General features: G+C 70.1%; 24 protein-coding genes. 12 read left to right on the forward strand and 12 right to left on the reverse strand.

Annotation, left to right across the window (positions count from 1 at the left end; genetic code table 11):
- The first annotated feature begins 239 nt into the window (after positions 1-239).
- A complete protein-coding gene (locus tag IEJ02_RS02730; RefSeq protein ID WP_191063189.1) occupies positions 240-851 on the forward strand; it encodes a helix-turn-helix domain-containing protein in 612 nt (203 codons plus the stop codon).
- An 11-nt stretch (positions 852-862) separates the two neighbouring features.
- Here the strand turns inward: IEJ02_RS02730 and IEJ02_RS02735 are convergent, their stop codons facing one another.
- The gene (locus IEJ02_RS02735; RefSeq protein WP_137977758.1) at positions 863-1,468 is read right to left on the reverse strand and encodes a ClpP family protease; all 606 of its coding nucleotides are present in this window, start codon (positions 1,466-1,468) and stop codon (positions 863-865) included.
- A gap of 1 nt (position 1,469) precedes the next feature.
- Entirely contained in the window at positions 1,470-2,123 is a 654-nt protein-coding gene (locus IEJ02_RS02740; protein ID WP_191063190.1) for a ClpP family protease, read from the reverse strand.
- 236 nt (positions 2,124-2,359) lie between these two features.
- Here IEJ02_RS02740 and IEJ02_RS02745 point away from each other — a divergent pair, with 236 nt between their 5' ends.
- Positions 2,360-3,085 (forward strand): restriction endonuclease, encoded by a 726-nt coding sequence (locus IEJ02_RS02745; RefSeq protein WP_191063191.1) that lies wholly within the window; start codon positions 2,360-2,362, stop codon positions 3,083-3,085.
- A 39-nt stretch (positions 3,086-3,124) separates the two neighbouring features.
- Here the strand turns inward: IEJ02_RS02745 and IEJ02_RS02750 are convergent, their stop codons facing one another.
- Both IEJ02_RS02750 and IEJ02_RS02755 read right to left on the reverse strand, forming a co-directional pair.
- Positions 3,125-4,327, reverse strand: a complete 1,203-nt coding sequence (locus IEJ02_RS02750; RefSeq protein ID WP_191063192.1) for an MFS transporter — start codon at positions 4,325-4,327, stop codon at positions 3,125-3,127.
- 211 nt (positions 4,328-4,538) lie between these two features.
- Complete coding sequence (locus IEJ02_RS02755; protein ID WP_191063445.1) at positions 4,539-5,267, reverse strand: SDR family oxidoreductase; 729 nt, start codon at positions 5,265-5,267, stop codon at positions 4,539-4,541.
- Between the two features lie 187 nt (positions 5,268-5,454).
- Here IEJ02_RS02755 and IEJ02_RS02760 point away from each other — a divergent pair, with 187 nt between their 5' ends.
- Positions 5,455-5,931: an RrF2 family transcriptional regulator gene (locus tag IEJ02_RS02760; RefSeq protein WP_191063446.1), complete on the forward strand. Its 477-nt coding sequence runs from the start codon at positions 5,455-5,457 to the stop codon at positions 5,929-5,931.
- Between the two features lie 6 nt (positions 5,932-5,937).
- Here the strand turns inward: IEJ02_RS02760 and IEJ02_RS02765 are convergent, their stop codons facing one another.
- Complete coding sequence (locus IEJ02_RS02765; RefSeq protein WP_191063193.1) at positions 5,938-6,606, reverse strand: nitroreductase; 669 nt, start codon at positions 6,604-6,606, stop codon at positions 5,938-5,940.
- Between the two features lie 184 nt (positions 6,607-6,790).
- Positions 6,791-7,276, reverse strand: a complete 486-nt coding sequence (locus IEJ02_RS02770; RefSeq protein ID WP_191063194.1) for a MarR family winged helix-turn-helix transcriptional regulator — start codon at positions 7,274-7,276, stop codon at positions 6,791-6,793.
- Between the two features lie 160 nt (positions 7,277-7,436).
- On the opposite strand from IEJ02_RS02770, the gene IEJ02_RS48170 reads away from it, so the two are divergent.
- Complete coding sequence (locus IEJ02_RS48170; protein ID WP_223863286.1) at positions 7,437-7,883, forward strand: glycosyltransferase family protein; 447 nt, start codon at positions 7,437-7,439, stop codon at positions 7,881-7,883.
- Positions 7,884-8,422: 539 nt separating this feature from the next.
- A complete protein-coding gene (locus IEJ02_RS02785) occupies positions 8,423-9,130 on the forward strand; it encodes a hypothetical protein (RefSeq protein ID WP_223863287.1) in 708 nt (235 codons plus the stop codon).
- 87 nt (positions 9,131-9,217) lie between these two features.
- Here the strand turns inward: IEJ02_RS02785 and IEJ02_RS02790 are convergent, their stop codons facing one another.
- Complete coding sequence (locus tag IEJ02_RS02790) at positions 9,218-10,063, reverse strand: TetR family transcriptional regulator (RefSeq protein ID WP_191063196.1); 846 nt, start codon at positions 10,061-10,063, stop codon at positions 9,218-9,220.
- A 125-nt stretch (positions 10,064-10,188) separates the two neighbouring features.
- On the opposite strand from IEJ02_RS02790, the gene IEJ02_RS02795 reads away from it, so the two are divergent.
- Positions 10,189-11,331 carry an FAD-dependent oxidoreductase gene (locus tag IEJ02_RS02795; protein ID WP_191063197.1) on the forward strand — a complete coding sequence of 381 codons (1,143 nt, stop codon included), beginning with the start codon at positions 10,189-10,191 and terminating at the stop codon, positions 11,329-11,331.
- Between the two features lie 54 nt (positions 11,332-11,385).
- Here the strand turns inward: IEJ02_RS02795 and IEJ02_RS02800 are convergent, their stop codons facing one another.
- Positions 11,386-11,907: a cupin domain-containing protein gene (locus tag IEJ02_RS02800; protein ID WP_191063198.1), complete on the reverse strand. Its 522-nt coding sequence runs from the start codon at positions 11,905-11,907 to the stop codon at positions 11,386-11,388.
- A 121-nt stretch (positions 11,908-12,028) separates the two neighbouring features.
- On the opposite strand from IEJ02_RS02800, the gene IEJ02_RS02805 reads away from it, so the two are divergent.
- Positions 12,029-12,259: a cold-shock protein gene (locus IEJ02_RS02805; RefSeq protein WP_191063199.1), complete on the forward strand. Its 231-nt coding sequence runs from the start codon at positions 12,029-12,031 to the stop codon at positions 12,257-12,259.
- 22 nt (positions 12,260-12,281) lie between these two features.
- Here IEJ02_RS02805 and IEJ02_RS02810 read toward each other — a convergent pair whose 3' ends face one another.
- Positions 12,282-13,346 carry an aldo/keto reductase gene (locus IEJ02_RS02810; RefSeq protein ID WP_191063200.1) on the reverse strand — a complete coding sequence of 355 codons (1,065 nt, stop codon included), beginning with the start codon at positions 13,344-13,346 and terminating at the stop codon, positions 12,282-12,284.
- Between the two features lie 117 nt (positions 13,347-13,463).
- On the opposite strand from IEJ02_RS02810, the gene IEJ02_RS02815 reads away from it, so the two are divergent.
- Entirely contained in the window at positions 13,464-14,300 is an 837-nt protein-coding gene (locus IEJ02_RS02815) for a helix-turn-helix transcriptional regulator (protein ID WP_191063201.1), read from the forward strand.
- A gap of 9 nt (positions 14,301-14,309) precedes the next feature.
- Here IEJ02_RS02815 and IEJ02_RS02820 read toward each other — a convergent pair whose 3' ends face one another.
- Positions 14,310-14,885 carry a CGNR zinc finger domain-containing protein gene (locus IEJ02_RS02820; RefSeq protein WP_191063202.1) on the reverse strand — a complete coding sequence of 192 codons (576 nt, stop codon included), beginning with the start codon at positions 14,883-14,885 and terminating at the stop codon, positions 14,310-14,312.
- A gap of 103 nt (positions 14,886-14,988) precedes the next feature.
- Here IEJ02_RS02820 and IEJ02_RS02825 point away from each other — a divergent pair, with 103 nt between their 5' ends.
- Positions 14,989-16,152 (forward strand): epoxide hydrolase family protein, encoded by a 1,164-nt coding sequence (locus IEJ02_RS02825; RefSeq protein ID WP_191063203.1) that lies wholly within the window; start codon positions 14,989-14,991, stop codon positions 16,150-16,152.
- A gap of 61 nt (positions 16,153-16,213) precedes the next feature.
- Here the strand turns inward: IEJ02_RS02825 and IEJ02_RS02830 are convergent, their stop codons facing one another.
- Positions 16,214-17,197: a cupin domain-containing protein gene (locus IEJ02_RS02830; protein WP_191063204.1), complete on the reverse strand. Its 984-nt coding sequence runs from the start codon at positions 17,195-17,197 to the stop codon at positions 16,214-16,216.
- Positions 17,198-17,279: 82 nt separating this feature from the next.
- Here IEJ02_RS02830 and IEJ02_RS02835 point away from each other — a divergent pair, with 82 nt between their 5' ends.
- The 3 genes from IEJ02_RS02835 to IEJ02_RS02845 all read left to right on the forward strand — a co-directional run bounded on the left by IEJ02_RS02835 (position 17,280) and on the right by IEJ02_RS02845 (position 19,554).
- Positions 17,280-17,708 carry a pyridoxamine 5'-phosphate oxidase family protein gene (locus tag IEJ02_RS02835; protein ID WP_191063205.1) on the forward strand — a complete coding sequence of 143 codons (429 nt, stop codon included), beginning with the start codon at positions 17,280-17,282 and terminating at the stop codon, positions 17,706-17,708.
- A gap of 119 nt (positions 17,709-17,827) precedes the next feature.
- On the forward strand, positions 17,828-18,793 hold the full coding sequence (locus IEJ02_RS02840; RefSeq protein WP_191063206.1) for an ATP-binding cassette domain-containing protein: 966 nt from the start codon (positions 17,828-17,830) through the stop codon (positions 18,791-18,793).
- The gene (locus tag IEJ02_RS02845; protein WP_191063207.1) at positions 18,790-19,554 is read left to right on the forward strand and encodes an ABC transporter permease; all 765 of its coding nucleotides are present in this window, start codon (positions 18,790-18,792) and stop codon (positions 19,552-19,554) included. The genes IEJ02_RS02840 and IEJ02_RS02845 overlap by 4 nt, the downstream gene beginning before the upstream one ends.
- Here the strand turns inward: IEJ02_RS02845 and IEJ02_RS02850 are convergent.
- Positions 19,538-22,900 (reverse strand): AfsR/SARP family transcriptional regulator, encoded by a 3,363-nt coding sequence (locus tag IEJ02_RS02850; protein WP_191063208.1) that lies wholly within the window; start codon positions 22,898-22,900, stop codon positions 19,538-19,540. The two genes, IEJ02_RS02845 and IEJ02_RS02850, sit on opposite strands and share 17 nt — an antisense overlap.
- Between the last annotated feature and the right edge of the window lie 94 nt (positions 22,901-22,994).

Consider the following 22,994-nt stretch of genomic DNA (forward strand, 5'->3'; position numbering starts at 1 on the left):
GACCCGCGCTGTTGGGCCCGGCCCCCGCCGTGTCCGAGTTACGCAAGCAGCCCAGCAAGCGTGAATAAGGACAGCCATACGCTAGGGCCCGGCACTGACAACGGGGCTCCTCGCCGGGGATGCGCGGGGTGTGCGCGGCCCCGTGTGCGCCATCCGCCCCGGGCCGAACGCATGAGCGATTCGCCAAGGGCAGAACGTTGTCCCCTTCCCGTCGGGCGCGACGCTCCTACCCTGAGGGGGTGAGCAGCCACGCGTCGAACCGAGCCCGCGTCATTCCCCTGCGTCCGGCCACCGCCGACCCGGCGCCCCGGGCGGGAGCCACCGCCGGGGCCGGAGCCCCCGCGGCCGCCCCCGCCCCGGCGGCCCCCGCCGTTCCGGGCGGGCCGGGCGGGCCGGGCGGGCCGGAGCAGCCCGGCCGGGAGCCGGTGAAGGAGCCCTTGTGGCGGGATGTCGTGGGTGGCGTGCTGCGGCGCGAACGCCTCGCCCAGCAGCGCACGCTCAAGGACGTGGCCGAGGCGGCCCGCATCTCGATGCCGTACCTCTCCGAGCTCGAGCGGGGCCGCAAGGAGGCGTCGTCCGAGGTCCTCGCGGCCGCCGCCCGCGCACTCGGCCTCGGCCTGGCCGACCTCCTCGCCATGGCCCAGGGCGAGTTGATCCGGCTCGTCTCCGGCCCGCGGCGGCGCGGCGGCGCGGCGATGTCGGTCACGTCCCTCACGTCCGTCACCTCCGCCACGTCCATCGCCTCCGCCACGTCCATCGCCTCCGACACATCCGTCACCTCCGCCACGTCCGTCGCGGACCGCGGGGCCCGGCACGCGGGGCGGCAGGGCGACGTACGCCTGGCCGCCTGAGGCACCAAGCCTCAAAACGCCCTGGCCATCCGCCGACTCAGCACCTCATCGGCGAGCCCGTACGCCACCGCCTCCTCCGCCGTGAAGACCTTGTCGCGGTCCATATCGGCGCGGAGCGTGGCGGCGTCGTGGGGCGTATGGCGGGCGAGCACCTCCTCGACCTGCGAGCGGATCCGGAGCATCTCCTTGGCCTGGAGGCTGAGGTCCGAGACCGTGCCCTGCTGACCACCGCTCACCGGCTGCCCCAGCAGCACCCGGGCGTGCTCCAGCACGAACCGCCGCCCGGGGTCTCCCCCGGCCAGCAGCACGGCAGCGGTCGAGGCCGCCTGCCCCACGCAGAACGTGGAGATGGGCGCGGACACGAACGTCATCGTGTCGTAGATCGCCATCAGCGAGGTGAACGAGCCGCCCGGTGAGTTGATGTAGATCGCGACCTCCTGCTCCGGGCTCGACGATTCGAGGTGGAGCAGCTGCGCGATGACGACGTTGGCCACGCCGTCGTCGATCTCCGTACCGAGGAAGATGATCCGCTCGGACAGCAGCCTGCTGTAGATGTCGTACGCCCGCTCCCCCTGCGTGGTGCGCTCGACGACCGTCGGAATCGTGTACTGCCCCATGTCAGATCCCCATCCTGCGCCGCGTACCGGCGGGCCGTACGTCCGCGAGCGACTCCACGACCCGGTCGACCATTCCGTACTCCTTCGCCTGCTCCGGTGTGAACCACCGGTCGCGGTCACCGTCGCGCGAAATGGTCTCCACGCTCTGTCCGGTGTGCTCCGCCGTGATCCGCTCGATCGACCGCTTCATGAATTCCAGGTTCTCGGCCTGGATCGCGATATCGGCCGCGCTCCCCCCGATACCGGCGGAGGGCTGATGCATCATGATGCGGGAATTCGGCAGTGCGTAGCGCTTTCCCCGCGTTCCCACGGTGAGCAGAAACTGACCCATGCTCGCGGCGAATCCCATGACGAGCGTGGAGACGTCGTTCGGAATCAGCCGCATCGTGTCGTAGATCGCCAGCCCCGCCGTCACCGAGCCGCCCGGGCTGTTGACGTAGAGGCTGATGTCCGACCGCGGATCCTCGGCCGACAGCAGCAGCATCTGCGCACACACCCGGTTCGCGGACACCTCGTCCACCTGCGTGCCGAGAAAGACGATGCGCTGGGTCAGCAGCTGCGCGGCCAGGTGATCGTCGAACCGCGTGGGTGCCGTGTCCCCGTCCGCGGCTCGCGGACTCATTGCCGGCTCCCAGCCGGTGGCGAATGTTCCCATCGGACCTCCCTGTGAATACCGCGATCCACACCGTCGCGGTCCTTTCACCATCGACCCAATTCGCCCGCACGGTAAGGAATCTCGGCCCGCAGCAGATTCGCCCACGGCAGACCCCGCCGCTGCGCGAGGGGCGGCCTTGCGGGGGCGTCCCGCCGCTCCCGACACTGCGGGAGGGAAACGAGCCGACAGGGGAAACGAGCCAGCAGGGGAAACGAGCCGACAGGGGGGCGCGAACAATGACCGTGCGAGGGCGACAGCCAGGACGACAACGACAGCGACGGCGGCGTAAAACGGCATTACGGCGGATCAGGGCACGGCTGCGCCGCACGGCCTGGAGCGGCGGCGCGGCGGCGGCCCTCGCGCTGGCCCTGGCCTGGCAGACCGTATGGCCGTACGTCGTCGGGGCGGTCCTCGTCGGCCTGCTCGGCGCCATCGGCTGGTGGCTACGGAAGACGCATCTGCGCACCGTCGCGCGACACCGCGCCTGGCAGACCGAGCAGGAGAACGCGGCACGTGAGCGGTCCATGGCCGAGGTGGACGCCATGACCTGGCAGCGGTTCGAGAGTTACGTCGCGGAGCTGTGCCGCCGGGACGGCTGCACCCAGGTCGTCGTCTCCGGGAAGTCGGGCGACCTGGGCGCGGACGTCATCGGCCGCATGCCGGACGGCCGCCTGCTGGTGATCCAGTGCAAGCACTACGCACCCCATCGCACCGTGCCGAGCGGCGACATGCAGAAGTTCCTCGGCACCGCGAGGGCCGAACACGGCGCGGACGTCGCGGTGTTCGTCGCCACCTGCGCCTTCACCCGGGAGGCGGAGAAGCTCGCGCTGAAGCACGGGATCCTCGCCCTGCACCGGAACCTGCTCGGCGCCTGGGTGCGGGGCGCCACCCTGGAGTCCCTGCTCCCCCTCAACGGCGCGGGCAACGGCCACACCGGCCGTCGCAGAGCACCGCTGGACTGACGACCCGCGACCGGCGGGGATCACCGCCTGCCCGGGGAGTCACCGCCCCGCCGGGAAGGCCGCGCGACGGCCGCAACCGACCGTCACCAGTGCGATGAGCGCGAGCACGATCATCCCCATGGGGAGGACCGATGCGCCGAGGCGGTCGACGACGACGGCGCCGAGCGCGCCACCCGCGAAGATCGCCAGGTTGAAGGACGTCGTGAGCAGGGCGTTCGCAACGTCGCCGTTCTCGCCGGCGGCTTCTCCCATGGCCGTCTGCAGATGCGTCGCCGCGCCGCCGAAGGCGATGCCCCACAGGACGATCGCGAGGAGGGTGAGCACCAGGGACTGCCGGGCGAGGACGAACGTCGCCCCGGAGACGACGAACAGGCTCACGCTCACCAGGGTGAGCCTGCGCAGTGCGTGGTCGATGAAGACGCCGGTGATCCAGATCCCCCCGAGCGCCGCGACACCGAAGACGACGAGGGCGAGGTCGGGCCGCAGCGCGAGATGCGTCTGCCGCAGATAGGGGGCGATGTAGGTGTAGAGGAGGTTGTGCGCCAGCATCCAGACGAAGACGACGACGAGGACGGTCGCCACGCCCGGAATGCCCAGCACCCGGGCGAGCGGCACCCGCGTCTGTGCCCGCTGACCCGGAATGTCGGGCACCAGGAACCATGCGAAGACCATGACGACGGCGGTGAGCAGGGACATCGCGGCGAAGGCCCATCGCCATCCGACCGTCGAACCGAGCCAGGCGCCGAGCGGCGTCCCGGCCGAGAGCGCGACCGGGGTTCCGGTCATGGCGATGGCGAGTGCGCGTCCCGCGTACTCCGGCGCGGCGATACGCCGCGCGTATCCCGCGAGCATGCCCCACAGCAGGCCGGAGAAGGCTCCCGCGACGAAGCGGGCACCGAGAGCCACGGGGAGCGAGGGCGAGAGGGTGGTGACGGTGTTGGCGACCAGGAATCCCACCAGCCCGGCCAGGAGCAGCGGCTTCCGCCGGGCCCCGCGGGTCAGCATGATCGCGGGTATCGCCGCGAGCACCGTTCCCATCGCATAGGCGCTGACGAGCTGACCGGCTCCGCCCTCCGATACGCCGAGCCCATCGGCGAGTTGGGGGAGCAGCCCGGCCGGCAGCGTCTCGGTCATGATCACGATGAAACCGGTGCACGCCATCACGATCAGCGCCGGAACGGGAAGCGGCTCGCGTGATCGCGTGGCAGGGGCGTCAGCGGCAGCAGGGAACGTCGAGGTCATCGGGTGGTCCCTCCATCAATTACGGATCGATCGATCCGATATTGACGAGCCACGACGGGATCCGTCAAACTGGATCAGTCATTCCGAAAATGGAGGAGGTCTGCGCGGGCGGTGGACCGAGCAAGCCCCGCCCGCCGGGGCCGTAACGCCAGGCGGGGCGGGGCTCGGCTCCCTGAAAACGGTGCGCGCGCCCCGCGAGGCCGCGCGCGGGTCAGGAGAGCCAGTCGGCGTAACGGGTGGGGGCGAGGTGGGCACCCATGTCCGTGAGGACGTCACCCCGCACGACGGCGAACATCCCGGCGGCCGGGTCGGTGACGACGGTGCGGGGGTCGCCCTTGTGGGCCAGGGTGATCCGGCCCAGCTCGTCCAGGGGGAAGACCTCGGGACCCGCGATGTTGCGCATGCCCCGCAGCGGGGCGCCCGCGGCGACCTCCGCCACCGCGGCGGCCACGTCCTCGGCGGCGATCGGCTGGATCGGCGTGGCGGACAGCCGGACGGTATCGCCGTCGGCGGTCCAGGACAGAACGGCGTCCATGAACTCCATGAACTGCGTCGCCCGGACGATCGAGTACGGGATCGGCCCGGCCGCGAGGATCTCCTCCTGGAGCACCTTGGCCCGGTAGTAGTCCAGCTCCGGCACCTGGTCCACGCCGACGATCGAGAGGATCACGAAGTGGCCGACGCCGCCCTTCTCGGCCGCGGCCAGCAGGTTGTCCATCGAGGCCCTGAAGAAGGCCGGGGAGGCCTCGTCGAAGGTCGGGGAGTTCGTCAGGTTGACGACGACGTCGGCCCCCGCCACCGCCTCGTCCAGCCCCTGACCGCTGATGATGTCGACGCCGGTGGACAGCGCGTGCGGTACCGCCTCGTGCCCGGCGGCGTTCAGATTCTCCACGACCCGGGACCCGATCAGCCCCGTACCGCCGATGACCGCGAACTTCATGACATGCCTTCCGTCGTCAGTGGTGCGCATGGCGCCTGCCTGGATACGGCGCGGGAACCACCACGTGGCCGCGCCGTCCGCCAAACTCGGACACATCTTGTCCGAGAAAATACCCGGACAGAAGATGTCCGAGTAAGCGGGCTGATGAGCCCGAGCAAGGGAGCTGATTAGAGTGGGGCGGGTGAAGATGTCCGGCGGAGTCGAATGGGCCCTGCACTGCTGCGTCGTGCTCACGTCCGTCGAGGAGCCCGTCCCCGCGACCAAGCTGGCGGAACTGCACGACGTCTCGGCGAGCTACCTGGCCAAACAGCTACAGGCGCTCTCCCGGGCCGGGCTCATCCGCTCGGTCCAGGGCAAGGCGGGCGGCTACGTCCTCACCCGGGAACCCGCCTCGATCACCGTGCTCGACGTGGTCGAAGCGGTCGACGGCCCCAGCCCGGCGTTCACCTGCACGGAGATCCGCCAACGGGGCCCGCTGGCCACCCCGGCCGAGGCATGCACCACCCCGTGCCCGATCGCCCGCGTAATGGGCGGCGCGGACGCGGCCTGGCGAGAAGCACTACGCACCGTCTCGATCGCCGACCTGGCCCAGGACGTCGCCTCCACTTCCGGCCCCACCGCACTGGCCCGCGTCGGCGCATGGCTGACCACACCGCAACCCTGAGGCCCCTCAGCAGCCGCCGACGAACGTGACCGTCTCGCCGAGCGGCGCCCGCCCCGTACGGGGGCGGCTCACGGCGACGTCCTCGTACCCGATCGACATGCCGCAGAAGAGGATGAGCCCCTCCGGCGGTGACACGATCTCCGCGACGGTCTTGTGGTACTTCGCCCACGCCATCTGCGTGCAGCTGTGCAGCCCTTCGGCGCGGAGCAGCACCATGACGGTCTGCAGAAACATGCCGACGTCGGACCACTGGGGTGCGCCCAGGTCGCGATCGATGTAGCAGAACAGCGCGGCGGGCGCGCCGAAACACTGCCAGTTCGCGGAGGCGGCCCGCTGGCGCGCCTCCAGGTCCTCGCGTGCGACGCCCAGCGCACCGTAGCGCTGCTCGCCGAAGGCGGATCGGCGCTCGCGGTACGGGGACTTCAGCGCGGGCGGGTACTGCTCGTACTCCGGCGCGTCCCAGGGGTCGCCCGCGGCCAGCCGCTCACCGGCGCGCTGCTTGAGCTCGGCCAGCGGTCCGCCGGTCAGCACGTAGGCGTGCCACGGCTGGAGGTTCGACGCGGACGGCGCCCAAGCCGCCGCGGACAGCACCCGCTCCAGCACCTCCCTCGGGACCCGCCGGTCGGTGAATCCGCGCACCGCCCGTCGGCTCGTGACGGCCTCGTAGACGTCCAAGATCGCCCACCTCCCATCCGCTCAAGGCGACGCCGAATCTTCGTTACGCTCGCGACAGTATCATTCGATACCATCTTACTCTCAACCATCACCGAGCACTCTTGGGAGAAAGTCCATGGTCACCGCCGACGCATGGACGGCGTCAGCCCACCCCATCCGGTGCGCGGACCGACACACAACGCCCTTACGCCCCGCCCTCCACGGGATAGGCGAACCGGGTCAGCAGATCCTTCAGCCGCTCGGCCTCATCGGACCCCAGCTCGCCGACCAGCCGCTCGGCCAGCGGCTCCGCCGCCACATGGGCCGCGTCGAAGAGCTCAAGCCCCTGAGGCGTGATCTCCACCGCCCGCACCCGCCGGTCCCCCGGCACGGCCTTGCGCACCACCAGCCCCTTGCGTTCCAGGTCGTCCACGACGCGCATGATCCCCGCCTTGTCCGACCCCGTCGCCGCCGCCAGGTCCCGCTGCACCGTGGGCCCGCGGTCGACCAGCACGATCAGCACGGCAAAGTGCCGCAGCTCAATGCCGAGCGGCCGAAGCGCCTCCGTCATCACCGCCGCCGCCCGCCAGTGCGCCCGCCGCAGCAGCAGCCCGAGCGCGAACGGCGAGGCATCCCCGGCCCGGCCGGTCGCCCGCGAGGCGGTGGTGCGGTGAGGGAGATCGGCGCTCATGGGGCCACATTACAGCCATTCATTCGTTCGATACCGTATCAATCGAAACCAAATCCCGTGGACACGGAATGACAAGGGGCACGAGGTAGCGAAGCGGGGGCGCGCGAGACGCACGAACCTGCTCGCCAGCATCACGGATCTGTGGTTTGTCACCGGGCAGTTGGTTGATCGCAGCGCCCTGTCCGCCATGGGCAGCGTCCTCGTCAACAGCGGGCCGCTCGCCGCGTACCGGGCCGACGTCGTCCGGGACAACCTCGACAGCTACCTGAACGAGACGTTCATGGGCCGCCCCGTGATGTTCTCGGACGACTCCCTGCTCACCCTCTACGCCCTGCTGCGCGGCCAGACCGTCCAGCAGCCCTCCGCCGTCGTCTTCACCGCCATGCCGAGCGCGGCGACGGCTGGCGGTCTTCGGCGATCAATTCCGGGGCCAGCCGCCACCCCGGCCACTGACCCATTCGCCGACGAGGCATGGCGCGCGGCCATCGAGCACGCAGCAGGCTGCCTGGCTTGCCGGACGCCCGGCGCCGGCTGCCAGGAGGGCGAGCGGCCGTTGCACGCCTACGAGGAAGCCACGCGCGAGGTCCGGTCCGGCGGCGAGTCATGAAGCGACGACGAGCATTCCCCACCGCGCGGGCCGCACCGTTCGTCTTCCACGCCACCCGCCCGGACCTGCTACTGCCCTCCCAGACGCCTGCGGTCGGCGCGGCCAGGCATAGCCGCCGACCGCAGGGCAGGGACTCCGGCCCCGACATGGGACCGCGGGGCCGGAGTCCCCTCGCAGGAAGATCCACACCGATGGGCGGACGCCGTGACCGGACGCCTTGCCAAGACGTCAACGTGGATCTGCTCCAGCTGGGTGACAACCTTCCATCTTTGCCTCATCGTTGTCAGTGGGGCCTGGTTGACTGAGCCTCAGCAACAGTGGGGAGCGGACAATGCCAACAGTGATTCACAGGACCCCGTCCGAGTTACGAGCTCAACGCGCGCAGCTTCTCGCCGAGGTAAACATGTCCTACGAGGAGCTCCGCGAGCGTGCTGAGACGTACAGCTTGAGCATGGATGAGCTTGACGTTTGGCACACCATCGAGGGCATCGACTACCTTCTAGCAGGTGACTGCTGAAGGGGCACCGACCCTGGACGACATGGCGATGGAGTTCGCCGACAAGCTCACAGCGTTGACGCGGGGAGTCCTCGGCGAGGACTCCCCGCGGTTTCACGCCGTGAACACCGGATCGCGCATCCGCGTCTCACCAATATCCGAAGCGGAGCGAGTGAGCCGCATCCCTATCTCCATCGCCGGCCGGTCGAGGCTCAGCCTTTTAGCCTGCTACTACTGCTGCTGGGACAACGCCAGCATGTTCTTAGCGACGGATCAGGCAGACCTGAAGCTGTTCTACGACAAGGTCCCAGACCCCCTGATTCGTTTCGAGTACGTTCGACGCAGTGAAGACCCGCCAGGCGCGCACATCCAGGTTCATGCGCACCGCGACGAAATGGCTTACCTGCTGCGGCTGGCCGACTCGGGCCGGCCCAAACAAGGGCTGCGTCGAGATCGACTGCCTCGCCTCGCCGAGATGCACCTGCCCGTCGGCGGTCACCGGATGCGTCCGTCGTTGGAGGACGTGCTGCTTTTCCTCAAGCGCGAGTTCGCGATCGACACGACGGATAACTGGCGCACGGTGATCGTTGAGCATCTGACCGATTGGCGGCTGACACAGCTGAAGTCTGCCGTACGAGATGCTCCGGAGGCTGCCGCAGAGGTGCTACGCCTCCTGGGCTACACGGTTGAGCCACCGAAAGTGGGCACTCAGCGACAACCGAGAGAGTCCGTGAAGCTCTTCTGGCCGTAGCCCGTCAACGCTCGGCGTCAACTCGGAGGGTGATCGCGGCCCGTCTGCGGATGCGGATCCCGCAGTCCACGCTGGGCCGCACCCCGCTTAGGGGGCAGGTGGTGGGGTGCTTCCCCGTTCGCCGGGCAGGTGGAGAGCCGTGATGCCGGTGAGGACGAGGTCGATCCCGGCGAGGAACTGCTCGCGGTCGTCGTGCTCGCGCATCTCTGCCGCGACGGCCCGGATGAAGGGGTAGTCGTCAGGGTCGAGCTCTTCCCAGGCCTTCGACGCGGCGTCGAGGAACTCGGCGCGGTCCACGTCGGGCGGGAAGGCGCGGGCGCTCGCGGTGTTCGCGGCGTTCTGGCCGGCGGCGCCGAGGATGTAGTGCACCAGCGCCGAGGTCGCGGTGAACCAGTGGCCCTCAGGCACGCCCAGGGCGCGGACCTGCCGACCGATGCTTTCGAAGATCCGCGGCGTCACCGACCCCCACGGGCTGCGGGAGAGCTGGAGGGCGAGCTGCGTGGGGAGCCACGGGTGGTCCTCGATCGCGTCGAACAGGCCGAACGCGACGGCGCGGATCTTGTCCTGCGGCGAGTCCGGGGACTCGGCTGGCTCGGTTGGCCCGGCAGGCTCGGCGGACTCGGCCGGCTTGGCGGGCCCAGCGGGCCCAGAAGAGCCAGCGGACTCGGCGGGCTCGGCGGGCTTCGCAGGCTCAGCGGGCGCGAGCGACAAGGCGGCGGCGATCACCGCGTCGGTCGCGGCGTCGAGCAGTTCGTCCTTGTTCGCCACATGCCAATAGATCGCCCCGGGCCCGGTGGCCAGGCGCTCGGTCAGTGCCCGGAAGGTCAGCCCGCCCTCACCGGCCGCGTCGAGCAGTTCGACGGCGGCCTCGACGATGCGCTCGCGGGAGAGCGCCTCTGTGCGCCGCTGGGGCCGGCGTGTCCGTGGTGCCATGCCGCCATTTTGACATAACTGGAGCACTGTTCCAACATGGAGCGGCGTTCCAGTACTGGAATCGCATACCAGCGAGGTTGCCCGGGTCGGTACCGGACGGCCTCGATTCCGAAGGAGTAGTCACGATGCGCACTCCCGTCACGATCATCGGCGCCGGACTCGGCGGCCTCACGCTCGCGCGCGTCCTGCACGTCCACGGCATCCCGGCCACCGTCTACGAGGCGGAGGCCTCCGCGACGGCGCGTTCACAGGGCGGGATGCTGGACATCCACGACTACAACGGCCAACTGGCCGTGCGGGCGGCCGGTCTGATGGACGAGTTCCACGGCCTCGTCCTGGAGGGCCGCCAGGCGATGCGGGTCCTCGACCGCGAAGGGACCGTCCTGTTCGAGAAAGCCGACGACGGCACGGGTGGACGCCCCGAGGTGCAACGCGGCGAGCTGCGACAGATGCTGCTCGACTCGCTCCCGGACGGCACCGTCCGGTGGGGCCACAAGGTCAGCGGGGCGCGCGCCCTCGGCGACGGCCGCCACGAGGTGACGTTCGCCGATGGCGGCACCGTCGTCACGAGCCTGCTGGTCGGCGCGGACGGCGCGTGGTCACGGGTTCGGCCGCTGCTGTCCACCGCCACACCCGAGTACACGGGTCTGTCGTTCGTCGAGACGTACCTGTACGACGCCGACACCCGGCACCCCGCCGCCGCGAAAGCCGTCGGCGGCGGGTCGATGATGGCGCATGCGCCGGGCAGGGCGATCCACGCGCACCGGGAGAGCGGCGACACCCTGCACACCTACGTATTGCTCCCCAGGACGCAGGACTGGTTCGCCGCGATCGACTTCACCGACGCCGCCGCGGCCACCGCGCGGATCGCGCGGGAGTTCGACGGCTGGGTGCCGGAGCTCACGGCGCTGATCGCCGACGCCGACACCCCGCCGGTCCTGCGCCCCCACTACGCCCTGCCGATCGAGCACCGGTGGGACCGGGTGCCGGGGGTGACCCTGGTCGGCGACGCCGCCCACCTCACGGCGCCGAACGGCGAAGGCGCCAACCTGGCCATGCTCGACGGCGCCGAACTCGGCAAGGCCCTCGCCGCGCACCCCGACGACGTCGAGGCCGCGCTCGCCGAGTACGAGCGGGCCATGTTCCCCCGCAGCGCCGAGGTCGCCGCCGAAGGCGTCGGCAGCGACGAGCTCATGTTCGGCGACGACGCGCCCCACGGCCTGGTCAGCGCGTTCAGCGAGTTCATCGGAAAGGATCACGCCCAATGACCGTGTGACCGCCGTAGGTTGAGCGAGTGGCGACTACCGCTTTGCTATGAGCTCCTACTCCCCCTCGGGCTCGAAATCCTCCACGAAGTAGCTGTCGTGCCGGATCCGAAACCGCTTGAGTTCCTCGCCACCGCGCCGCGTCATCTCCGCGACCCGCTCGAAGTACTCCTCGCGCGGGGCGCCCGGGGAGAAGAGCAGGAGCATGGACATGGGCTCATCGGTGACGTTCTTGAAGGCGTGCAGACCACCGACCGGTACGTACAGGAAATCGCCCTCGCGGCCCGTGACCCACCTCTCGCCGTTGTAGAGCTCCAGCTCGCCGGAGAGAATGTAGAAGGACTCCGACATCGCCTTGTGGACGTGCGTCTTGGCTCCGGCGGCCCGCGCCCCCAACTCCACCTTGTACAGCCCGAATTCGCCGCCGGTCGACTCGTTGGTGGCGAGGTAGTGCGTAGAGCCACCACCGGGCGAGGAGATGTCCGGCGGGGTACGGGCCGGGCGAAAGGCCGCGTTCACCTCGCCCTTGTCGCCGTGGTAGCGGGGCTCCGGGTATTCGAGGAATTCCGGGTACGACATGATGCGCTCCTCTCCGCGGGTCTCACCAGCATGGTGGCGCCCGCCCCTGGAACGCGGCATCGGGCGCGCGGACGATATAAATACGGAGACGCGGCCGGACCGGGCCCGTAGGGTCCATCCCATGGTGATTGCCACTGTCCGCGAGTGGAGCGACGAGGAGGGGTGGGGCGTGCTCGATTCCCCCGAGACTCCCGGCGGCTGCTTCGGCCACTTCTCCGACATCCAGATGACCGGCCTCCGCACGCTGTCGCCCGGACAGCAGGTGGACCTCACATGGGAAGCCCCCGGCTTCGAACAGGACGGGTACGACTACCGCGCGGTGAGCATCGTGCCCCGGCCTGCCGAATCCTGATAGCGACACACCGGATCGGGTATCACCGGCGGGGTTCGATCTTCAGGTCGCCTTTGGTCACATTGCGGATGTGGTCACTGGCGAGCAGACCGTGCGGGGCGCCGAGTTCGATCGCGCTGGCCTCGTCGAGGCGGGCCAGTTGGGAGGCGGTGAAGTCGACCTCCAGGGCGCCCAGGTTGTCCTCCAGCTGCGCGGGGGTGCGGGCGCCGATGATCGGTGCGGTCACGCCCGGGTTCCGCAGCGTCCAGGCCAGCCCGACCTGGGCGGGGGTGTGGCCCAGTTCCGTGGCGACCTCCTTCAGGACGTCGGCGATGGCGAGGTTACGTTCGGTGACCGCGCCCAACGCGAAGTTGAAGCCCTTGCGGGTGCCGTCGCCGGACGCGACGTTCGCCGCGGCCAGGTCGTCGCGGCCGTACTTGCCGGTGAGCACCCCGCCGGCCAGCGGTGAATACGGGACCACACCCAGCCCCATCTCGCGTGCCATGGGGATCAGGTCACGTTCCCCCGTGCGCTCGATCAGGTTGTATTCGATCTGCAGCGCGACCAGCGGCGACCAGCCGCGCAGATCGGCGATCGCCTGCATGCGCGACACCTGCCAGGCCGGGGCGTTGGAGATCGCCACGTACAGCACCTTGCCCTGCCGGACCAGATCGTCCATGCCACGCAGGATCTCCTCGACCGGCGTCGTGAAATCCCACACGTGCAGATAGAGCAGATCGATGTAGTCCGTATTCAGCTGTCGCAGGCTGGCTTCCACCGACGCGAACAGGCTCTTGCGGTGCGCGCCCCCGGAATTCGGATCGCCGGGCCGGCGCAGCGTCGTGTATTTCGTCGCCAGCACCAGGCTTTCGCGGTTGTCGCGGGTGAATTCGCCCAGCAGGCGCTCGGAGCTGCCATTGGTGTAGGTGTTGGCGGTGTCGATGAAGTTGCCGCCGCGCTCGACGTAGAGGTCGAACAGCTTGCGCGCCTCCTCCCGCTCGGCGCCCCAGCCCCACTCGGTGCCGAAGGTCGCCGCGCCCAGCGCCAGCGGTGAGACCCGCAGCCCGGAGCGGCCCAGCAGCCGGTAGGTATCGAGGGTGAGCGACATCGTGTCCTCCTGTGCTTGTGATCCGTTGCCGAAAACAAGCCTGTGACCACCGGGAGCCGGGGATAAGGGAAGGAAGTTCCTGGGAACACCAGTCCCACCCTGGCTGTTGGATCGAACATGACGACCCGCACCGTGGACGCGACCCAGGAGCTGGCCGCGTTCCTGCGGACCCGGCGCGAACGCCTGGACCCGCACGATTTCGACTTGCCGTCGCGTCGAGGGTTCCGGCGGACCCCGGGATTGCGCCGCGAAGAGGTCGCCGAACTGGCCGGGGTCAGCATCGACTACATCGTGCGGCTGGAGCAGGGCCGCGGGCTGCGGCCCTCGGCGGACGTGGTGGAGGCGCTGTCCCGGGCGCTGCGCCTGGCCCCCGACGAACGCGCCTACCTCTTCGACCTGGCACAGCAGCGCCGCCCCCGCACCGCCGACGCGCCCGCCACCACCGCGGAGCCGACGCTGGCCCGGCTGGTCGCCGACCTGTCGCCGCTGCCGGCCATGCTGATGAACCACCGCTACGACATCCTGGCCTGGAACGACGAAATGGCGAGGCTGCTCCTGGATTTCGACACCCTGCCGCCGGCGCGGCGCAATGCGATGTGGCTGTGTCTGATGCATCCGGAGATACGTGAGTTCTACGTCGACCGCGAACGCGTCGTGCGGGAGGGAATCGCCCATCTGCGCGCCGCGTGGGCCGCGCATCCGGAGGACAAGGCGCTGACCGGCCTCATCGCAGAATTCACCACGCATGACGAGGAGTTCGCGCGCTTGTGGGCCGAGCGAGACGTCAAGGTCAACGGCCGCGGGCACAAGGAGATACGGCGTCCTGACGTCGGTGCGCTCGCACTGCATTTCGAAGTGCTGATGCCACTTCAAGATCCGGACCAGCGGTTGCTGATCTACCGCGCCGCGGACGATGAGAGCCAGTCGGCATTGGACCGGCTGTGCGCGCGGTGATGTCGGACATCACTTTGCCGATTCGGGGTTTTTGCTCTTGTTGGCATTGAAGCGTGCCTTCTTCTGACGATTCCCGCACGTATTCATTTCGCACCATTTGCGGGTACGACTTTGACTGGTGTCGAAGAAGGCGGCTCGACAGGTTGGCGATGCGCACAAGGCCAATTTTCCGTCTCGTTCACCCGCGAGGATGCTGATCGAGTCGGCGGCGATAACGCTTAGCGCATCTTCTACACAGGAAGCCGAGCTAAGTCGCCATTGCCGATTGTTCTCGGGCGTCAGAACAGCCGCGGCCCGCCCCTGAATGCTGCGGTCATTGATGACTTGGACAGCAGACGCGGGGAGAGGGTCTTGGGTCGCGGCCGCCGTCAAGGCGGCGTGAATTGATTCCCTCAGTTCCCAGGCGAGTTCGAGCTGGGCGGTGGTGCAGGACTCCACGGCGAGGCCACTCACCGCCAGCCAGTCGACGAGTCGCCGCGGCGTGGGAATGCGTTCCACGGCGTTGCCACACCGCTCCGTCAGCGTCGCCGTGAAGCTGGTCGCCAGCACCTTACCGAGACGGAAGTCAGGGAACCGAGCATGCATGGAACCACCTTAGCCGGTTGCTCGTCGGCATCGAGGCATGCTAGAACCGCCTTAGCCGGTTCGCTGCAGGTCCAAGCCGGTTCCACGATGACCAGGAGGTCTCATGCCCAGCGACGTGCAAGCGTTTGAAGCCCACGCGACTGACGCTGACCTCGACGATCTGCGCGCGCGATTGGCCGCGGCGCGGCTACCGGAAGCCGAGACGGTCCATCGCGCCGCGCCCGGCCCCCGCCGATGGGAACAGGGCGTTCCGCTCGCCGACCTCACCGACGTCGTGGACTACTGGCGCACCGGGTACAACTGGCGGTCGTTCGAAGAGCGCATTAACCGGATCGGCCAGTTCCGCACGACCATTGATGATCTGGGAATCCATTTCCTGCACCGCCGATCCGCGCGCACGGATGCCACTCCTCTGATCTTGACGCACGGCTGGCCAGACAGCATTGCTCGGTTCATCGACGTAGTGGACGAGCTGGCGGATCCGAAAGACGCGGACGCGCCGGCGTTCCACGTCGTGGTCCCGTCGCTACCAGGCTTTGGTTACAGCGACAAGCCGGCCACCACCGGGTGGGGAACCGAAAAGATCGCGGCCGCATGGGTGGAACTGATGGGAAGGCTCGGCTACAGCACGTTCGTGGCCCACGGCGGCGACTGGGGAGGCAATATCACCACGGTCCTCGGCGGCAGGTTCCCGGCGCACGTTCTCGGCATCCACACAACGTTCGCGGAGGGACCGCCCGGGTTGACAACGGACGGGCTTACGGCGATCGAGCGCACATGGGTCGAGGAAACCCGCGATTTCTGGCGCCACCGCGCGGCGTACGCGAAGCAGCAGGCGACCCGACCGCAGACCATCGGCTACTCGCTCGTCGACTCACCGGTCGGGCTTCTCGCCTGGATTCTTGACAAGTTCGCCGAGTGGTCAGACACGGAAGACAGCCCGTTCGAGACGATTTCCAGAGACCGCGTTCTTGACGACGTCACCCTGTATTGGCTGACGCGGACCGGCGCATCGGCGGCCCGCATTTACTACGAAAGCCACAACTCGCTCGATCCCGAACTTCGGGTCGACGTCCCGTCAGCACTCACTATGTATCCCCGCGACGTCGAGAAGTGTCCGCACCCCTGGGCACAGGAGCGGTACCGACAGATCGTCCGATGGCGGGCGCCCGAAAGCGGGGGACATTTCCCGTCGCTGGAGGTTCCCGAGTATTTCGTCAAGGATCTGCAAGAAGGCCTCGCGGCAGTGCTGGCCGCTCATCGATGAACGCGGCTGGGTCCGAGCCCGAGTCCACCGGGGCTGAGTCGAACCGTCGTTCCGGCGTCTTTCAGGGGGCGGTCGCGGTGCGGCGGAAGTCGCTCGGGTTGATGCCTCGGACCCGTTTGAACGCCGCGCTGAATCCGAACGGATCGGAGTAGCCCACGGTGCGGGCGATGTCCGCGACGGTCGCCGCCTCCCGCTCGACCAGGAGATCTGCCGCCAGCGTCATGCGCCAGCGGGTGAGGTAGGTCAGCGGCGGTTCGCCGATCAGGTCGGCGAACCGCTTGGCCAGCGTCGAACGCGACACCCCGGTGCGTTCCGCCAGCGCGGCGACCGTCCAGGGCGCCGCCGGTTCGGCGTGCAGCAGGCGCAGCGCGTGGCCGACCACCGGGTCCCGCTGGGCGGCCCACCAGGCCGGGGGCTCACCGCCGGGCCGGTCGAACCACTCGCGCAGCGTGCAGACCAGCATCCAGTCCAGCAGCCGGTCGAGGACGACCTGCTGGCCCGGCGTGTCGACGGCGACCTCGGCGGCGAGGTGGTCCAGCACGGGGTCGGCCGTGCCGCCCGCGTCCACGCGCAACACGACGGGCAGCGCGTCCAGCAGCCGGCGGCTGATCTCGCCGCGTACGGGATAGGCGCCGACGATCAGGGTCGTCGCACCGCCACCGGCGCCCCCGCCACCGGCGCCCCCGCCACCGTCGTCCCCGTTACCCATGTCCCCGCCGTCGTCGTGCCAGCCGCGACGGTGCCTGGTCCCGCCCTGCTCAGGCGTCGCGCAGTGCTCGCCGCAGGCGATCGGTTCGGCCCGGGTACCGACCTCGTCGACGAAGGTGAACGTCCCGGGGCCGCGTACGACGATCGTCTCTCGGGCGCGGAGCGGCTCGGGTGGACGGCGCTCCGGCACGATCCAGCCCGCCCCGGTGAGGACGGTGCACAGGGGCAGCGGCGCGCCGTCCACGAAGTGGAGTGCCCAGGGCGGGGACAGGGTCGAGCTGCCGAACAACGAGCCGTGGGCTCGCACCCCGCGGATCAGGTCACTGAACGCGTCCACCCCGGCGAGTTTAGACGAATACACAGGCGATCCGGCTCTTCACCTATGGGTTCGTCCGAGTCGGCCGTGTTCAATCGACGCCATGAGCAACGACACCAGTTCGCTGACCGCCCAGGACCTCGAGTTCCTGCGACGCCCCCTGCACGGATTCCTGTCCGTGGCCGAGGGACCGGTTCCGCCGCAGCCCCGACCGGTGTGGTTCGAGGCCACGGCCGAGGGCACGATCCAGCTGTTCACGGCCCCGGACTCGGTCAAGGTGCGGCGCCTGCGCCGCGACCCCCGCGCCTCGATCGTCGTCGCCGCCCCCGTGGGTGAACGCGAGCGCTGGCTGTCGGTCGCCGGCCGCACCACGGTGGAACCCGAGGGAGCGCACGAGCTGTGCACCCGTCTGGCCGCTCGCTACTGGGATCTCGACGACCCGGTCCGCGCCGACGACCTCGCCGGGATCCTGGCCACCGAGCAGGTTCGTCTCGTCATCCACCCGGAGACCGTACGTCGCTTCACCTATTGACCTCCGCGCCGGCCTGTTGAGGCACAACGCCGTGTCAGGGCCCGTGTCAGGATCCGTGTCAGTACCCGTGTCAGGGGCGTGACAGCCGGGTGTCAGGCCCGGCCGGGACCGTGTTGGACATGAAGAGTTCGGCAATCGCGGTTTCAGGGCTGCGCAAGACATACGGCGACAAAGTCGTGCTCGACGGCATCGACTTCGAGGTCGCCGCGGGATCGGTCTTTTCCATGCTCGGCCCGAACGGGGCGGGCAAGACGACGACGGTGAACGTTCTGACGACGCTGATGAAGGCCGACGCCGGGACGGTGCGCGTCGCCGGGCACGACGTGGTGACCGGGATCAAGGAGGTGCGCGCGGTCATCGGCGTGACCGGTCAGTTCGCCGCCGTGGACGAGCTGCTGTCGGGCCGGGAGAACCTGCAGCTGATGGCGGACCTGAAGCGCGTGCGCTCCGGCGACCAGGTGGTCAGGCGGCTGCTGGAGCGGTTCGACCTGGCGGAGTCGGCGGACAAGATGGCGGCGACCTACTCGGGCGGTATGCGCCGGAAGCTTGACCTGGCGATGACGCTGGTCGGCAACCCGCGGATCATCTTCCTGGACGAGCCGACGACGGGTCTCGATCCGCGCAGCAGGCGCGCGATGTGGGGGATCGTCCGCGAGTTGGTGGCCGAGGGCACCACCATCTTCCTCACCACCCAGTACCTCGACGAGGCCGACCAGCTCGCCGACCGGATCGCGGTGCTCGACCAGGGCCGCCTGGTCGCCCAGGGCACCTCCGAGGAGCTCAAGCGCCAGGTCCCCGGCACCCACGTCCGGCTCCGGTTCGCCGGTCTCCGCGAACTCGACGCGGCGGCGGGGGCCCTGCCCGGGTCCACGCGGGACGACCAGGAGCTGACCCTGCGGGTGCCCAGCAACGGTGACTCGACGTCGCTGCGGGCCCTGCTGGACAAGCTCGACGAGCACACGATCACCGCGGATGAGTTCTCGGTCCACACACCGGACCTCGATGACGTCTTCTTCGCCCTGACCGGTCACGCCACACAGGCCGCGGACACCACACACGCCACCACGGAGGCGATCGCGGAATGAGCACTGTCTCGACGTCGTTCGGCGACGCGGCGATCATGCTGCGTCGCAACTTCAAGCACACGGTCAGGAATCCGGTCACGGTCTTCCAGGCGGTCCTGTTCCCCGTCGTGATGATGCTGATGTTCGTCTACGTCTTCGGCGGCGCCTTCAAGGTCACGGGCGAGTACGTCGATTACGCCGTGCCGGGCCTGACCGTCATGGCCATCACATACGGGTTGGGCCCGACCGCGGCGGCCGTGAACGGCGACATGACGAAGGGCATCAACAACCGGTTCAAGGCGATGGACGTCTCCCACGGCGCCGTGCTGGCCGGTTATGTCGTCTCCACCACGGTGCGCAGTCTGATCGCCGACGCGGTCATCGTCGGCGTCGGCTTCGCGATGGGGTTCCGTCCGCACGCGAGCTTCCTCCAGTGGCTCGCCGTGATCGGCCTCATGCTGTTGCTCGCCTTCGCCACCAGCTGGCTCACGGTCGCCATGGGCCTGGCCGCGAAGACCGTGGAGTCGGCGGGCATGGCCACCGTGCCGCTGATCATGCTGCCGTTCCTGAGCAGCGCGTTCGTGCCCGCGGACACGATGGGGGCCGGCGTGCGGCAGTTCGCGGAGTACCAGCCCTTCACCCCGATCATCGAGACGCTGCGCGGGCTGCTGTCGGGCGGCCATCCGTCGACCGGCGACGCGTTCGCGGCCGTCGCCTGGTGCGTCGGGTTCGCGCTCGTCGGGTACGTGTGGGCGGTCGCCACGTTCAGGAAGCGAGCGTGACCTCGACCAGTTGGGACCAGCCTATGCGCGTCCCGTCCCGGGTCGCCTCGGCGAACTTCGCGTCGCCGAGGCGGCACCGCGCGGCCCGCTCGATCCGGGCCAGGTCCGGGTGGGCGTGGTCCCGCCGCCCGCGTACGGCCGTGCTCGCCGCGAGCAGCCGCGCGGCCTGCTCATGCTCGTCGCGGCGCAGTGCCAGGTCCGCGACCCCGACGAGCACGTACGCGATCAGCAGCGCGTGTCCCACCTCGGACGCCGCCTCGCAGGCCGCCGCGCGGTGCGCCCGGGCCTCGCCGAGGTCGTTGGCGAGGTAGCCGAGCAGATCGTGCGTCGCCGCGCGGATCTCCGCCCGCTCCGCCTCGTCGCCCAGCATGGCCGTCGCGAGGCCGAGTTGCCGGTGTGCCTCCTCGGCGTCGCCGTCCCACCGGGCGAGTTCCGCCCTCGCGAAGGCCAGCTCGGCCAGCGCGTCCGGCCAGGTGACCCGCTCCGCGCACCGCCGCGCCTCGGCGATGGCGGCCGCGCCGGCGTCCTCGTCGCCCAGCAGCCGGTACAGCTGCGCCTGCCGCGACCGCATCCGGATGACGTCCTCGGTGGCACCGACCTCGCTGACGACCGCGATCGCCTGCTCGTAGTGCTCGCACGCACCGGCGAAGTCGCCGCGTACGGCGAGCAGGTTCGCCAGCTCGGTCAGGACGAGCGAGATCCCGTACCGCTCGCCGAGCGCCCGGAACTCGGCGAGCGCCGCCTCCAGGTAGGCCTCCGCGGTGGGGCCGTCCTGCCGGTCCTGGCCGTCCCGGCCGTCCTGCCGGTCCTGGCCGTCCTGGCCATCCGGCCGGTTCTGCCCGTCCTGGTTCTGCCCCTCCCGGCCGTCCCGGCCCTCCTGCCCGTCTCGCCCGTCTCGCCCGTCTCGCCCGAACATGATCCGCATCTTGCCCATGTGCCACCGGGCCAGCGCGCGCACCCAAGGGTCCTCGTCGTCCAGCATCGGTGCGAACGCGGTCAGGGCCGCTTCGGGCGCCCGCAGCATGTGTTCCAGCACCGCGATGAACTTCACCCCCGGGTGGTGGTGGCCGCGCCGGCTGAGCCGGTGCGCCTCGTGGATCCACTTCGCGGCCTGGCGCTCGTCGCTCCGCCCGGAGGTCACGAAGTGCACGATCAGCGCGTACACCATGGCCCGTACGTCGTCGGGCACCTCCCCGGGTGTCCTGGTGGCCGCGGTGAGCAGTTCCAGGCCCTCGGTCCTGCGCCCGCCGAGCCACCAGTACCAGCCCGCGCCCGCCGCGAGCCGCATCGCCGCCCACGCCTCGCCCGCCGCGAGCGCGCCGCGCATCGCCGCGCCGATGTTGTCGTGCTCGGCCTCGAGCACGGCCAGCCACTCCAGCTGCTCGGCGCGGCGCAGACGCGGCTCCGCGGTCTCGGTGAGCTCGGTGAAGTGGGCGAGATGCGCACGGCGCGCCAGGTCCGACTCCCCCGCCTCGGCGAGCCGGTGCCCGGCGTACTCCTTGATCGTGCCGAGCATGCGGTAGCGCGGGGCGCCGCCGCCCTCGGCGACCAGCAGCGACTTCTCGGTCAGCGCGGTGAGCAGCTCCAGCACCTGCTCCGGCTCGACTCCGTCGCCCGCGCAGACCCGTTCGGCCGCCTCCAGGCTCGCCCCGCCCGAGAACACCGAGAGTCTTCGCAACACCCTCCGTTCGGCGTCGGTGAGCAGCTCCCAGCTCCAGTCGACCACCGCGCGCAGCGTCTTGTGCCGTGGCAGCGCGGTGCGGCTGCCGCTGGTCAGCAGGCGGAACCGGTCGTCGAGCCGGTGGGCGAGCTGATCGACGGACATGGTGCGCAGCCGGGCCGCGGCCAGTTCGATCGCCAGCGGCATCCCGTCCAGCGCCCGGCAGACCCGCGCCATCGTCGCCAGCGTGTGGGCGTCCGCCGCGAGGCCCCGGCGCACCGCCCCGGCCCGGTCCCGCAGCAGCTGGACGGCGGGCGAGGACCCGATCTCGCCCGGGCCCGCGTCCCCCTCCGGCAGGGCCAGCGGCTCGACCGGCCACAGCGCCTCCCCGGTGATGCCGAGCGGTTCCCGGCTCGTCGCCAGGATCCGCAGCCGCCGGCACTCCCCGAGCACCCGGTGGGCGAACACCGCCGCCGACTCGATCACGTGCTCGCAGTTGTCCAGGATCAGCAGCGCCTCCCGCTCGCGGACGGCGGCGATGAGCCGGTCCGTCAGCTCCGCGTTCGGGGCCGCGCCGAGCAGCGCGTCCCGGAGGCCGAGCCCGGCGAGCGCCGACTGCGCCACGTCGCCGTCCGCGCCGATGGCGGCGAGCTCCACCAGCCAGGCCCCGTCCGGCAGTTCGCCCTCGCCGAGCAGCGTGCGCGCGGTCTCCGTGGCCAGCCTGGTCTTTCCGGCACCGCCCGGCCCGATCACGGTGGTGAGCCGGTGCTCGGCGATCAGCCCGCGGACCGCGGCGACATCGGCGCCCCTGCCGACGAAGCTGGTCAGCTCGGCGCGCAGGTTGCTCTTACGGTTTCCCTCCCGCCGTTCGTCCCGCCGTTCCGCCCGCGTCTCCTCCCGCCGTTCCGTCCGCCTTTCCGCCCGCCGTTCGTCCCGCCTTTCCTCCCGCCGCCCCAGCTCGCCCCGCAACAGCGCGACGTGCAACGCGGCAAGCTCCGGCGAGGGATCGACGCCCAGCGCGTCGGCCAGGGCTTCCCGCGCGCGCTGGTACACCTGCAGCGCCTCGCTGTCCCGACCGGACGCGGCGAGGGCCCGCATCAGCGCGCCGACGAGCCGTTCCCGCACCGGGTGCGCGGCCACCAGGTCGGTCAGCTCCGTGACCAGCTCCGCACCGCGCCCGAGGGCGACCTCCGCCTCGGCCCGCTCCTCCGTGGCGGTCAGCCGCAACCCCTCGAGCCGTACGACCGCGGCGTCGAACGCGGCGCTGTCCCGCAAACCGACGTCCTGCATGGCCGCACCGCGCCACAGCTCAAGGCCCTCGCGCAACAGCCGCACCCGCCGAGACTCGTCCTCGGCACGGGCCTGACCCGCGACGACGAGCCGTTCGAACCGCACGGCGTCGACGGCGCCAGGCTCCACCATCAGCCGATAGCCGTCCGGCTGCCCCTCGATCGCCCCGCCCGGCAGCGCCTTCCGCAGCCGGGAGACCAGGCGCTGCAGGGCGTTCGCCGCATCGGCGGGCGGATGCTCTCCCCAGATCCAGTCGACCAGCGACGCCTTCGGGACCACCTGACCCGGCCTGAGCGCAAGGGCGACCAGCAGTCCGCGCAGCCGCGCACCCGGCACGTCGGCCAGCCCGCCGTCGTCCGTGCGAACCTCGAGTGGCCCCAGCATCCCGATCTGCACCCGCTGATTTTGCCACGGTGCGTTCGACGGGCATCTTCGGCCGCCAACGCCTCGGGATCGTCGGCCAGATGACCATGCGCGGCAGCGAGCTCGA

Origin of the sequence: Streptomyces sp. 5-10, assembly GCF_014712245.1 — a bacterium.
GTDB classification, from domain to species: Bacteria; Actinomycetota; Actinomycetes; order Streptomycetales; family Streptomycetaceae; genus Streptomyces; species Streptomyces violaceusniger.

What these genes read in the sequence shown, in the direction of transcription:
- IEJ02_RS02770 (WP_191063194.1), bottom strand. Translation starts at nt 7,276, where the DNA reads ATGAGCGCCGATCTCCCTCACCGCACCACCGCCTCGCGGGCGACCGGC.
- IEJ02_RS02840 (WP_191063206.1), top strand. Translation starts at nt 17,828, where the DNA reads ATGAAGAGTTCGGCAATCGCGGTTTCAGGGCTGCGCAAGACATACGGC.
- IEJ02_RS02825 (WP_191063203.1), top strand. Translation starts at nt 14,989, where the DNA reads ATGCCCAGCGACGTGCAAGCGTTTGAAGCCCACGCGACTGACGCTGAC.
- IEJ02_RS02755 (WP_191063445.1), bottom strand. Translation starts at nt 5,267, where the DNA reads ATGAAGTTCGCGGTCATCGGCGGTACGGGGCTGATCGGGTCCCGGGTC.
- IEJ02_RS02740 (WP_191063190.1), bottom strand. Translation starts at nt 2,123, where the DNA reads ATGGGAACATTCGCCACCGGCTGGGAGCCGGCAATGAGTCCGCGAGCC.
- IEJ02_RS02800 (WP_191063198.1), bottom strand. Translation starts at nt 11,907, where the DNA reads ATGTCGTACCCGGAATTCCTCGAATACCCGGAGCCCCGCTACCACGGC.
- IEJ02_RS02810 (WP_191063200.1), bottom strand. Translation starts at nt 13,346, where the DNA reads ATGTCGCTCACCCTCGATACCTACCGGCTGCTGGGCCGCTCCGGGCTG.
- IEJ02_RS02845 (WP_191063207.1), top strand. Translation starts at nt 18,790, where the DNA reads ATGAGCACTGTCTCGACGTCGTTCGGCGACGCGGCGATCATGCTGCGT.
- IEJ02_RS02795 (WP_191063197.1), top strand. Translation starts at nt 10,189, where the DNA reads ATGCGCACTCCCGTCACGATCATCGGCGCCGGACTCGGCGGCCTCACG.
- IEJ02_RS02820 (WP_191063202.1), bottom strand. Translation starts at nt 14,885, where the DNA reads ATGCATGCTCGGTTCCCTGACTTCCGTCTCGGTAAGGTGCTGGCGACC.
- IEJ02_RS02745 (WP_191063191.1), top strand. Translation starts at nt 2,360, where the DNA reads ATGACCGTGCGAGGGCGACAGCCAGGACGACAACGACAGCGACGGCGG.
- IEJ02_RS02790 (WP_191063196.1), bottom strand. Translation starts at nt 10,063, where the DNA reads ATGGCACCACGGACACGCCGGCCCCAGCGGCGCACAGAGGCGCTCTCC.
- IEJ02_RS02785 (WP_223863287.1), top strand. Translation starts at nt 8,423, where the DNA reads ATGGCGATGGAGTTCGCCGACAAGCTCACAGCGTTGACGCGGGGAGTC.
- IEJ02_RS02815 (WP_191063201.1), top strand. Translation starts at nt 13,464, where the DNA reads ATGACGACCCGCACCGTGGACGCGACCCAGGAGCTGGCCGCGTTCCTG.
- IEJ02_RS02735 (WP_137977758.1), bottom strand. Translation starts at nt 1,468, where the DNA reads ATGGGGCAGTACACGATTCCGACGGTCGTCGAGCGCACCACGCAGGGG.
- IEJ02_RS02805 (WP_191063199.1), top strand. Translation starts at nt 12,029, where the DNA reads ATGGTGATTGCCACTGTCCGCGAGTGGAGCGACGAGGAGGGGTGGGGC.
- IEJ02_RS02750 (WP_191063192.1), bottom strand. Translation starts at nt 4,327, where the DNA reads ATGACCTCGACGTTCCCTGCTGCCGCTGACGCCCCTGCCACGCGATCA.
- IEJ02_RS02760 (WP_191063446.1), top strand. Translation starts at nt 5,455, where the DNA reads ATGTCCGGCGGAGTCGAATGGGCCCTGCACTGCTGCGTCGTGCTCACG.
- IEJ02_RS02835 (WP_191063205.1), top strand. Translation starts at nt 17,280, where the DNA reads ATGAGCAACGACACCAGTTCGCTGACCGCCCAGGACCTCGAGTTCCTG.